The sequence below is a fragment of the Streptomyces sp. MK37H genome (genome assembly GCF_018035285.1).
Lineage (GTDB): Bacteria > Actinomycetota > Actinomycetes > Streptomycetales > Streptomycetaceae > Streptomyces > Streptomyces endocoffeicus.
Map to the genome: position 1 here is coordinate 1 of NZ_JAAAYH010000323.1, position 10,503 is coordinate 10,503.

Consider the following 10,503-nt stretch of genomic DNA (forward strand, 5'->3'; position numbering starts at 1 on the left):
CCCCGGGGGCCCAGGGGCGAAGCCCCTGCCACGCGGCGGAGCCGCGTGTCGATGCCGCGGGGAGGCGCGGGTCAGCCTCGATAGATGGCCTCGATCTCCGAGGCGAAGTCCTTCGCCACCACGCTCCGCTTCAGCTTCAGCGAGGGCGTCACATGCCCGGAGTCCTCGGTGAACTGCGTCGCCAGGACCCGGAACTTCCGGATCGACTCCGCCTTGGACACCGCAGCGTTGCCGTCGTCCACCGCCTGCTGGATCTCCGCCAGCAGGTCCGGGTCCTCCCGCAGCTCGGCCACCGTCACGCCCTCGGGCTTGCCGTGCTCGGCCGCCCAGCGCGGCAGGAACTCCTCGTCCACGGTGACCAGCGCGCCCACGAAGGGGCGGCCGTCGCCGACGACCATGCACTCGGCCACCAGGGCGTGGGCCCGGATCCGGTCCTCTATCACCGCCGGGGCGACGTTCTTGCCGCCCGCGGTGATGATGATCTCCTTCTTCCGGCCGGTGATGGTGAGGTAGCCGTCCTCGTCGAGCGTGCCCACGTCCCCGGTGTGGAACCAGCCGTCCGACAGCGCCTCCGCCGTGGCCGTCTCGTTGTTCCAGTACTCGGTGAAGAGGTGCTCGCCGTGCAGCAGCACCTCGCCGTCGTCGGCGATGCGCACCACCGTGCCCGGCATCGGCTGCCCGACCGAGCCGATCTTCTGCCGGTCCCAGGGGTTGAAGGTGGTCGCCGCGCAGGACTCGGTCAGGCCGTACCCCTCCAGCACCGTGAAGCCGATGCCCCGGTAGAAGTGGCCCAGCCGCTCGCCCAGCGGCGCCCCGCCGGAGATGGCGTGGGTGGCCCGGCCGCCCAGCACCGCCCGCAGTTTGCTGTAGACCAGCCGGTCGAAGACCTTGTGCTTGAAGCGGAGCCCGAAGGACGGGCCGCCCGGGGTGTCCAGCGCCTTGCTGTACTCGATGGCGGTGTCGGCCGCCTTGTCGAAGATCTTGCCCTTGCCCTCGGACTGGGCCTTCGCCCGCGCCGAGTTGTAGACCTTCTCGAAGACGCGCGGCACGCCCAGCACCAACGTGGGCCGGAACGCGGCGAGTTCGTCGGTCAGGGACTTCACATCCGGCACATGGCCGAGCTTGATCGGCGCCAGCACCGCAGCGATCTCCACCAGCCGCCCGAAGACATGGGCCTCGGGGAGGAACAGCAGCACCGACGACTCACCGGTGTTGAAGATCGGCTTGAGCCGGGCCACCGCGTTGCCGCACTCGGCGAAGAAACTGCGGTGGGAGAGCACACAGCCCTTGGGGCGGCCGGTGGTGCCCGAGGTGTAGACGATGGTGGCGGGGGAGTCGGCGTTGGCGATCGAGGAGCGCTCGTCCACCTTCTCCTCGGGCACGTGCTCGCCCAGCTTCCGCAGCGTCCCGATGGCGTCGTCCTCGATCCGCCAGACGTGCTTCAGGGCGGGCAGGGTGTCCCGGACGGCCTCGACGGCGGCCTCGTGGACGCCGGTCTCGACCAGCGCGGCCACCGCGCCCGAATCGCTGAGGATCCACTGGACCTGCTCCGGTGAACTCGTCTCGTACACCGGCACGGTGACCCCGCCCGCGCTCCAGATGGCGAAGTCGAGCAGCGTCCACTCGTAGCGGGTTCTGGACATCAGGCCGACCCGGTCGCCCGGCTCCACACCGGCCGCGATCAGTCCCTTGGCGGCGGCGCGCACTTCCGCCAGGAACGCGGTCGCGGTCACGTCCTCCCATCGGTCGTCGACCTTGCGGCCGACCACGGCGACATCGGGATGCTGTGCGGCATTGCGGCGGATGAGATCCGTCAGATTGCCGTCGGCCGGAACCTCGTACAGGGCCGGAAGGCTGAACTCGCGCAAGACTGCTGCTCCTCGTGGGGCGCCGGCGCCGCTACAGGGCATGGGGGGTGGTGGACGGCCCGGACGTTACCCATCGGTACGCTTCCGGGATAGGGGTTCCCGCCCAGATGTTCGATGCGTCACACACCGCCTTCATGCTGCCCGCAGACTAGTCGACGGACGCCGCGTCCGCTAAGGAACCGCAGGTAGACGCGGGGCGGTGCAGGCGGACCACCTTACGGGCGCGGGCCCTTACGTCTTAGGGTGACACGCATGCGAGTCCACGTGGTGAGTGACGTGCATGGCAACAGTGAGGACCTCGAGAAGGCCGGTGACGGGGCGGACGCCCTGATCTGTCTCGGTGACCTCGTTCTCTTCCTCGACTACGCCGATCACTCACGTGGCATCTTCCCCGATCTCTTCGGGGTCGAGAACGCCGACCGGCTGGTCGAACTGCGCACCGCCCGCCGCTTCGAGGAGGCCCGGGCGCTCGGCAACCGGCTGTGGGAGGGGCTCGACCGCAACGCGGCGATAGAGGCCGGGATCCGCCGCCAGTACGCCGAGCTCTTCGCCGCGTTCCCCACTCCGACGTACGCCACCTACGGAAATGTCGACATGCCGTCGCTGTGGCCGGAGTACGCCCACTCCGGCACCACCGTCCTGGACGGCGAGCGCGTCGAGATCGGCGGGCTGGTCTTCGGTTTCGTGGGCGGCGGGCTGCGCACGCCGATGCGCACCCCCTACGAGATAGACGACGAGACCTACGCGGCGAAGATCGCGGCCCTCGGCGAGGTGGACGTGCTCTGCACCCACATCCCGCCGGAGGTGCCCGACCTCTGCTACGACACCGTCGCCCGCCGCTTCGAGCGCGGCAGCACCGCCCTGCTGGAGGCGATCCACACCGTCCGTCCCAAGTACTCCCTCTTCGGCCATGTCCATCAGCCGCTCGTCCGCCGTATGCGGATCGGGGCCACCGAGTGCGTCAATGTCGGACACTTCGCCTCCTCCGGCACCCCCTGGACCCTGGAGTGGTGACCCGCGCGCGGTAGCCTTCAGCCGCAGAGAACCCATGCGGCGGACCGGTACGGAGGAGCCACGGCGATGGCGGAACACACCAGCTCGAGCATCACGATCGAGGCGGCCCCGGCCGACGTGATGGAGGTGATCGCCGACTTCGACCGTTACCCGGAGTGGTCCGGTGAGGTGAAGGAGGCCGACATCCTCACCAAGGACGCCCAGGGGCGCGCCGAGCAGGTGCGGATGCTGCTCGACGCCGGCGCGATCAAGGACGACTACACCCTCCAGTACAGCTGGACCGGGGACAACCAGGTCAACTGGTCCCTGGTCAAGTCCCAGATGCTGCGCACCCTTGACGGCTCCTACCGGCTCTCGGCGCTCGACGGCGGCAAGAGCACCGAGGTGACGTACCAGCTCACGGTCGACGTCAAGATCCCCATGCTGGGCATGATCAAGCGCAAGGCCGAGAAGGTCATCATCGACCGCGCGCTCGCGGGCCTGAAGAAGCGCGTCGAGGGCGCCTGACCCGCCCGGACCGCCCCGGGCCCCGACGGTGCCCGGGGTGATCCACGGCGCGGGGTACGCTCCGGCGGGTGCGGATCACCGGACCCGCGCCGCGCACACCGACGTAACCCCCTGCCGGAGGCTCTTTTCATGCGTACGGTCCTCGTCACCGGTACCGGCGGCGCGGGCCGCACCACCGTGGCCGCCGCGACCGCCCTCGCCGCCGCCCGTGAGGGGCAGCGGACCCTGCTGCTCACCGCCGACTCCGACGGCACCCCCGAGGCGCTGCTCGGCATCGGCGCGCCGCGGGCCGTCCCCGGGCGCTCGGCGGACCGGCTGCCGTGGTCCCTACCCGCCGAGCTCGCGCCGGGGCTGTGGGCCGCGCGGGTCGTCACGGACGAGTGGTTCCGCGGTGAGCTGACCGCCCTCCAGGACCGTGGCCACGGCCTGCTCGACCTGCTCGGCGCGACCCCGCTGGACGGCGAGGAGCTCACCGCCCTGCCCGGGGTGGAGGCCATCGCGCTGCTGCGCGCCCTGCGCGCCGCCCAGACCGCCCCGCCCGGCACCGGCTGGGACGTCCTCGTCGTCGACATGCCGCCCGCGCCGGACACCGTCGCGCTGCTCGCGCTGCCCGAGCAGCTGCGGCGCTATCTGCGGCGGCTGCTGCCCGCCGAGCGGCAGGCGGCCCGTGCGCTGCGGCCGATGCTCGCCCAGCTGGCGGGGGTGCCGATGCCCGCGCAGAAGCTGTACGAGACGGCCGAGCGCTGGGAGCGGGAGCTGGCCGCCGTCCAGGGCGTGATCGAGTCCGAGGCGACCACCGTACGGCTGGTCGTGGAGCCCGGACCGCTCGCCGACCGGGCGCTGCGCACCGCCCGCGCCGGTCTGGCGCTGCACGGCTGCCGGGTGGAGGCGGTGATCGCCAACCGGCTGCTGCCCACCGGCACCTCCGACCCGTGGCTCGCCGCGCTGTCGGGCCAGCAGCAGGACGCGCTCAAGGAGCTGTACGAGCAGTGGGCCCCCGCCGTCCCGGTCCGTGAACTGCCGCATCTGGGCCGCGATCCGCACGGCCTCGGCGATCCGCGGCCCGCCGAGCCGCACTCCGCCGAGCCGCACCCCGCCGAGCCGCACTCCGGCGAGCCGCACCCCGCCGAGCCGCACTCCGGCGACGGTGCCCGGCGCGCCCCGGCCGGGCTCGCCGATCTCGCCGATCTCGCCGGGGCCGTCGGGGCCCCCGGGGCGCGGCCCGACCGGCCCGCCCCCGACCCCTGGACCGTCGAGGACCGGCTGGCCGAGGACGGGGTGCTGCTGTGGCGGCTGCCGCTGCCCGGCGCCGACCGCGACGGGCTCTCCCTGGTGCGCCGGGGCGACGAACTGATCGTCACCGTCGCGCCGTTCCACCGGGTGCTGCCGCTGCCGTCCGCGCTGCGCCGCTGCACCGTCTCCGGCGCCGGGCTGCGCGACGGATGGCTCCAGGTGCGCTTCACGCCCGACCCGGACCTGTGGCCGAAGCGGGTCTGACCCCCGCGTCCGCGACGGCCGGTCTCCGGCTCTGACCCCGCCCCCCTCCTTCCGGTAACGTCGGTCACAAGCCCGGATGAACGTCACCGGGCAGCCAGCATCCCCGCCGCAGGAGTTCGCCATGAGCGATGCCACCGAGCGCCCCCCGGAGCCCCCGGTCACCGATGTGCCGGTCACCGAGATCGACCCCGACGCCTGGGAGCGGGCCTGTGAGGAGGACCTCGCCGCCGAGCGGGCCAGGCAGCGGGCCCGGCAGACCACCGAGGAGCCGGGAAGCGTGGCCGAGGAGTTCCTCAAGCTGGCCGACGCGCTCGCCGAGAAGGTCGCCCAGGCGCCGATCGCCGGGACGGCGGTTCAGGGGGCCGTACAACAATTGATCGCACAGGCGAAGGCCAGCGTAGAACCGGTCATAGAGCGCAATCCAGAGGTTTTCGAACACCTCGCCAGCGCCGGATCCGAGCTGCTCGCCGCCTATCGCGCCGCCGTGACCGGCCAGGAGCGACGCTGGACCCAGGGTGCCGAGGGCGACCCCAAGGGCAGCGGCGAGGAATCCGAGAGTTCGAGTAGTGAACACATCGACCTCGACTGAGCGCCACCTCCGGTACCGTTAGCCTCGGCGGGGTTCGACCAAATAACTGAGGGACTCATGGGACTCACCATCGGCGTCGACATCGGCGGCACGAAGATCGCGGCCGGCGTGGTCGACGAAGAGGGCTCGATTCTCGAGACGAGCCAGGTTTCGACCCCGAACACTCCCGAGGGAGTCGTCGACGCCATCGCGGACGCGGTGCGCATCGTCAGCGAGGGGCATGAGATCGAGGCCGTCGGCATCGGCGCGGCCGGCTATGTGGACGACAAGCGCGCCACCGTGCTGTTCGCGCCCAACATCAACTGGCGGCACGAGGCGCTCAAGGACAAGGTCGAGCAGCGCGTCGGCCTGCCCGTCGTGGTGGAGAACGACGCGAACGCCGCGGCCTGGGGCGAGTACCGTTTCGGCGCCGGGGCCGGCCATGACGACGTCGTGTGCATCACCCTCGGCACCGGCCTCGGCGGCGGCATCATCATCGGCGGCAAGCTGCACCGCGGCCGGTTCGGCGTCGCGGCCGAGTTCGGCCACATAAGGGTGGTCCCGGACGGACTGCTGTGCGGCTGCGGCAGCCAGGGCTGCTGGGAGCAGTACGCCTCCGGCCGCGCCCTGGTCCGCTACGCCAGGCAGCGCGCCGCCGCCACCCCGGAGAACGCCACGGTCCTGCTCGGCCTCGGCGACGGCACCTCCGAGGGCATCGAGGGCAAGCACATCAGCGACGCCGCCCGCCAGGGCGACCCCGTCGCCATCGATTCCTTCCGCGAGCTGGCCCGCTGGGCCGGGGCCGGGCTCGCCGACCTCGCCTCGCTCTTCGACCCCTCGGCGTTCATCGTCGGCGGCGGGGTCTCCGACGAGGGCGATCTCGTCCTGGAGCCGATCCGCAAGTCCTTCCGGCGCTGGCTGGTGGGCAATCAGTGGCGTCCGCACGCCCAGGTGCTGGCCGCCCAACTCGGCGGCAAGGCCGGGCTCGTCGGCGCCGCCGACCTGGCCCGCCAGGGCTGAGAAGCGAGGGGGAACGTGCCGCTCGCGGACCTGCCCGGATCCATCACCGGCCCGGACGCGGCGGTGGTGCGGGTGCTCAGCTACAACATCCGCTCGATGCGGGACGACCGCGAGGCGCTGGCCCGGGTGATCCGGGCCTGTGCCCCCGATGTCGTCTGTGTCCAGGAGGCGCCGCGCTTCTTCCGCTGGCGCAAGGCCGCCGCCTGGCTGGCCCGGGAGACCGGCCTCGTCTACACCACGGGCGGGGCCACCGCCGCTGGCCCGATGATCCTCACCTCGCTGCGCGCCCATGTGGAGCGCGCCGAGGACACTTTGCTGCCCCGCGTCCCCGGGCTGCACCGGCGCGGTTTCGCCACCGCCGTGCTGCGCTTCGGCGGCGGCCACCGCGACACCGGCCACCGCGACACCGGCCACCGCGACACCCGCCGCCCGGAAAGCGGCCACCCGGAAAGCGGCAACGGCGTCCGGCTCGGCGTGGTCAGCTGCCATCTGAGCCTCGCCGAGGCCGAGCGCTACGAACAGGCCGGGATGCTGCTGGACCACCTGACCGCGCTGGACGTCCCGTACGCCATCGCGGCCGGTGACATCAACGACCGGCCGGACGGCCGCGCCTTCCGCCGGATCGCGGGGAAGCTGCGGGACGGCTGGGCCACCGAGCCCTGGGGGAGCGAGGCCACCTTCTCCCCCAAGGACCCGCATCAGCGCATCGACGGGATCTTCGCCTCGGAGGGCATCGAGATCATCGGCTGTGGGGTCCCGGCCGGGCTGCCGGGCGTCACCGACGCGGACCTCCGGGCGGCCACGGACCACCTTCCGGTGCTGGCCGCGCTCAGGCTGCCCCGGGTGTCCCCGGGCTGAGCGGCCGGGCATGAGCCGGAGCCGGGGAGCGCCCGGCTCCGGGCGCGCCGGGCTCCGGGCGCGCCGGGCTCCGGGCGCGCCGGGCTCCGGGCGCGCCGGGCTCCGGGCGCGCCGGGCTCCGGGCGCGCCGGGGTCAGACGACGGCGCCGCGCCCCGGGTCGTCGTCCTCTTCCTCGTCGTCGTCCTTCATCCGCAGCACCAGCGTGACGAAGCCGCCGAGGAAGCCGCCGACGCCCAGCGTGGCGATCCACCAGACCATCTCCACCTGGAACAGCACCACTCCGAGCAGCAGCAGCGGCCCGCCCAGCACTCCGAGCCAGGCGAAGCGGGAGGTGGTGTCGGACTCGGGCAGCGGGGGCGGCTCGGGCGGGACGAAATGACCCTCGTCGGTCTCGTCGAAGTCGTCCTCGGACGGCTCGTCCGGCTCCCAGTCGCGGGGGCCCACGCCCGGTGCGTAGACGATGAAGCCGCCCGGCTTCTCGGTCTTGTCGGGCTTGGTCAGCCCGCCCGTGGCCGCCTCGCCGTCACCGGACCCGTCGGCGTCGGCGTCGCCGTCCGCCGCGGACCGGCGGTCCCGGTCCCGCTCCTCGTCGAGGTTCTCGGCGGCGGGCCATCGCTCGGCGCCCGGCGGGTCCTCCGGCTCCTCCCCGTACGCGGCGACGATCGCGGCGAAGGCGGCGTCGTCGTCCCGCCGCGCGTCCGCCTCGTTCTCATTCGAGTCGCGCTCAGCCACTGGCCGCCGCCCCCTCCTTTCCGCTGCCCTTCCCGAGGCCGGTCCGGGTGGTGTCTTCACCCATACCCGCCGTCAGCCGGGTGATGAACGTGTCCGTCTCCTCGAAGATGAACTCGGCGTCGTGGTCCAGCGTCGCCACGTGGTAGCTCCGCTCCAGCAGCCGCTCGGTGACGTCCCGCGAGGACACCTGACTCAGGATGCGCTCGGAGTCGGCCGGCGGCACCACATGGTCCTGGGGGCTGTGCATCACCAGCAGCGGCTGGGTCACCTGCGGCAGTTCGGCGTCGACCACCCGGTAGAAGCGGCGCATCGAGTGCACGGCGTGCAGCGGCATCCGCTCGTAGCCGGACTCCCGCGCGCCCGGCTTGGCGATGTCGCTCACGATGCCCTTCACCGAGGGCACCAGATGACGCAGCACCGGAAGGGCCACGGCCAGCGGATCGTGGACGCGGTTGGCCGGATTCACGACGGCCACGCCGCTGATCGCCGCGCCGTGCTGGGCGGCCAGCCGCAGCGCGAGCGCCCCGCCCATCGACAGACCGCAGACGAACACCCGCTCGCAGGCCCGGGAGAGCCTGACCAGCTCGCGGTCCACCTCCGCGTACCAGTCCTGCCAGCCGGTGACGGCGAGATCCTGCCAGCGGGTGCCATGGCCGGGAAGCAGCGGCAGCGAGACGGTCAGACCACGGGCCGCGAGATGGTCGGCCCAGGGCCGCACGGACTGCGGGGAGCCGGTGAATCCGTGACAGACGAGGACGCCGATCTCTCCGCCGTCGTGGCGGAACGGCTCGGCTCCGGGCAGGAGCGGCACCACGGATCTCCGTTCGCTGGGGAAGCGGGCTCGAGGTCCTCAGCGTACGCGGCGCGCCGCATACGGGGTAGGCAGGTTAAGGTCTCCTCGTCGGATACAGGAGGTCCCGGTTGTTCTACAGCGCAATGAAGCTGTCGGTGGGTGGCGCCTTGAAGCTCACCTTCCGGCCCTGGGTGGAGGGGCTGGAACACGTCCCCGCCGAGGGTCCGGCCATCCTCGCGAGCAACCACCTCTCCTTCTCCGACTCCTTCTTCCTGCCCGCGGTGCTCGACCGCAAGGTCACCTTCATCGCCAAGCAGGAGTACTTCACCACCCCCGGGGTCAAGGGGCGGCTCACGGCGGCCTTCTTCAAGGGCGTCGGGCAGCTGCCGGTGGACCGCTCGGGCTCGCGCGGCGCCGGCGAGGCCGCCATCAAGGCGGGTATCGACGTGATCAAGCGCGGTGAGCTCTTCGGCATCTACCCCGAGGGCACCCGCTCGCCCGACGGGCGGCTCTACCGGGGCAAGCCGGGCGGTCTGGCAAGGGTCGCGCTCGCGACCGGCGCCCCGGTGATCCCCGTGGCGATGATCGACACCGAGAAGATCCAGCCCCCCGGCAAGGTCATGCCGAAGCTGATGCGGCCCGGCATCCGGATCGGCAAGCCGCTGGACTTCAGCCGCTACCACGGCATGGACGGCGACCGCTTCATCCTGCGCTCGGTGACCGACGAGGTCATGTACGAGATCATGAAGCTCTCCGGCCAGGAGTACGTGGACGTCTACGCCACCGCCGCCAAGCGGCAGATCGCGGAGGCGGAGGCGGCCCGGAAGCAGGCCGAGAAGAAGCAGGCCGAGAAGGAGAAGGACAAGCACAAGTCCGGCGCCTAGCCGCGCCGGCACCGGGGGTGGGGGACGTTGACGGAGCGGTCCAGGGAGCGGTCCGGACGGGAGCGCGCCGGGGGCGAACGCGTGGTGCGGATGTCCGTCGAGCAGCCGCTGTGGCAGGCGCTGACCGCCTACCGGGTGCTCACCCTGCTCTACGCGCTCGGCCTGTGCGTCTACTCCTTCGACGACTACGACCATCCGATCGGCGCCGTCGTCTACCTGGCGGTGCTGACGCTGTGGACGGCACTCACCTTCCGGATGGTCGCCTCGGCCGAGCGCTGCACCCGGCGGTTCCTCGTCGGCGACCTCGGCATCGCGGTGACCGGCATTCTGCTCACCCCGCTCGTGGACAGCCACGACCGGATCGCCGAGGGTACGCCCACGCTGCCTTCCATATGGACGATGGGCGCGGTTCTCGGCTTCGCCATCAAGGGCGGCTGGCGCTGGGGAGCCTCGGCCTCCACCGTGGTCTGCGCCGCCAATGTGATCGAGCGCGGCGGATTCGCCCAGGACACCGTCCACATGCTGTCGCTGGTGTGGGTGGCGAGTGTGGGCATCGGCTATGTGGTCGAGGTGGCTCGCGCCAGTGAGCGCACCCTCGCCCGCGCACTGCGCATCGAGGCGGCCACCCGGGAGCGGGAGCGGCTGGCCCGCGACATCCACGACAGCGTGCTCCAGGTGCTCGCCATGGTGCAGCGGCGCGGCGCCGCGATCGGCGGCGAGGCGGCCGAACTCGGCCGGATGGCGGGGGAGCAGGAGATCGC

Annotated in this window: 11 protein-coding genes; 8 read left to right on the forward strand and 3 right to left on the reverse strand. The window is 72.2% G+C overall.

Annotated features, from left to right (window positions below; genetic code table 11):
* Nucleotides 1-71 precede the first annotated feature (71 nt).
* Nucleotides 72-1,868 (reverse strand): long-chain fatty acid--CoA ligase, encoded by a 1,797-nt coding sequence (locus GWI24_RS32455; RefSeq protein WP_210949638.1) that lies wholly within the window; start codon nucleotides 1,866-1,868, stop codon nucleotides 72-74.
* A 252-nt stretch (nucleotides 1,869-2,120) separates the two neighbouring features.
* Between GWI24_RS32455 and GWI24_RS32460 the strand changes: the two genes are divergently transcribed.
* The 6 genes from GWI24_RS32460 to GWI24_RS32485 all read left to right on the forward strand — a co-directional run bounded on the left by GWI24_RS32460 (nucleotide 2,121) and on the right by GWI24_RS32485 (nucleotide 7,332).
* The gene (locus GWI24_RS32460) at nucleotides 2,121-2,882 is read left to right on the forward strand and encodes a metallophosphoesterase (protein WP_210949639.1); all 762 of its coding nucleotides are present in this window, start codon (nucleotides 2,121-2,123) and stop codon (nucleotides 2,880-2,882) included.
* Nucleotides 2,883-2,948: 66 nt separating this feature from the next.
* Complete coding sequence (locus GWI24_RS32465) at nucleotides 2,949-3,389, forward strand: SRPBCC family protein (RefSeq protein WP_210949640.1); 441 nt, start codon at nucleotides 2,949-2,951, stop codon at nucleotides 3,387-3,389.
* A gap of 129 nt (nucleotides 3,390-3,518) precedes the next feature.
* Nucleotides 3,519-4,886 carry an ArsA family ATPase gene (locus GWI24_RS32470; RefSeq protein WP_210949641.1) on the forward strand — a complete coding sequence of 456 codons (1,368 nt, stop codon included), beginning with the start codon at nucleotides 3,519-3,521 and terminating at the stop codon, nucleotides 4,884-4,886.
* A gap of 121 nt (nucleotides 4,887-5,007) precedes the next feature.
* Nucleotides 5,008-5,475, forward strand: a complete 468-nt coding sequence (locus GWI24_RS32475; RefSeq protein ID WP_210949642.1) for a DUF5304 family protein — start codon at nucleotides 5,008-5,010, stop codon at nucleotides 5,473-5,475.
* Nucleotides 5,476-5,532: 57 nt separating this feature from the next.
* Complete coding sequence (locus tag GWI24_RS32480; RefSeq protein WP_210949643.1) at nucleotides 5,533-6,474, forward strand: ROK family glucokinase; 942 nt, start codon at nucleotides 5,533-5,535, stop codon at nucleotides 6,472-6,474.
* A 15-nt stretch (nucleotides 6,475-6,489) separates the two neighbouring features.
* Complete coding sequence (locus GWI24_RS32485) at nucleotides 6,490-7,332, forward strand: endonuclease/exonuclease/phosphatase family protein (RefSeq protein ID WP_210949644.1); 843 nt, start codon at nucleotides 6,490-6,492, stop codon at nucleotides 7,330-7,332.
* A gap of 133 nt (nucleotides 7,333-7,465) precedes the next feature.
* On the opposite strand, the gene GWI24_RS32490 is transcribed toward GWI24_RS32485, so the two are convergent.
* Together GWI24_RS32490 and GWI24_RS32495 are read right to left on the reverse strand one after the other, a co-directional pair.
* On the reverse strand, nucleotides 7,466-8,065 hold the full coding sequence (locus tag GWI24_RS32490; protein ID WP_210949645.1) for a hypothetical protein: 600 nt from the start codon (nucleotides 8,063-8,065) through the stop codon (nucleotides 7,466-7,468).
* A complete protein-coding gene (locus GWI24_RS32495; RefSeq protein WP_210949646.1) occupies nucleotides 8,058-8,876 on the reverse strand; it encodes a carboxylesterase in 819 nt (272 codons plus the stop codon). The genes GWI24_RS32490 and GWI24_RS32495 overlap by 8 nt, the downstream gene beginning before the upstream one ends.
* Before the next feature lie 125 nt (nucleotides 8,877-9,001).
* Here GWI24_RS32495 and GWI24_RS32500 point away from each other — a divergent pair, with 125 nt between their 5' ends.
* Both GWI24_RS32500 and GWI24_RS32505 read left to right on the forward strand, forming a co-directional pair.
* Entirely contained in the window at nucleotides 9,002-9,742 is a 741-nt protein-coding gene (locus GWI24_RS32500) for a 1-acyl-sn-glycerol-3-phosphate acyltransferase (protein WP_210949647.1), read from the forward strand.
* A 90-nt stretch (nucleotides 9,743-9,832) separates the two neighbouring features.
* Nucleotides 9,833-10,503 (forward strand): DUF5931 domain-containing protein (locus GWI24_RS32505; RefSeq protein ID WP_247617172.1); only part of this gene is annotated, 671 nt, incomplete at its 3' end.

Excerpts from the sequence above, each read along its gene's own strand:
- GWI24_RS32460 (WP_210949639.1), top strand. The coding sequence starts at position 2,121 with ATGCGAGTCCACGTGGTGAGTGACGTGCATGGCAACAGTGAGGACCTC.
- GWI24_RS32465 (WP_210949640.1), top strand. The coding sequence starts at position 2,949 with ATGGCGGAACACACCAGCTCGAGCATCACGATCGAGGCGGCCCCGGCC.
- GWI24_RS32470 (WP_210949641.1), top strand. The coding sequence starts at position 3,519 with ATGCGTACGGTCCTCGTCACCGGTACCGGCGGCGCGGGCCGCACCACC.
- GWI24_RS32475 (WP_210949642.1), top strand. The coding sequence starts at position 5,008 with ATGAGCGATGCCACCGAGCGCCCCCCGGAGCCCCCGGTCACCGATGTG.
- GWI24_RS32480 (WP_210949643.1), top strand. The coding sequence starts at position 5,533 with ATGGGACTCACCATCGGCGTCGACATCGGCGGCACGAAGATCGCGGCC.
- GWI24_RS32500 (WP_210949647.1), top strand. The coding sequence starts at position 9,002 with ATGAAGCTGTCGGTGGGTGGCGCCTTGAAGCTCACCTTCCGGCCCTGG.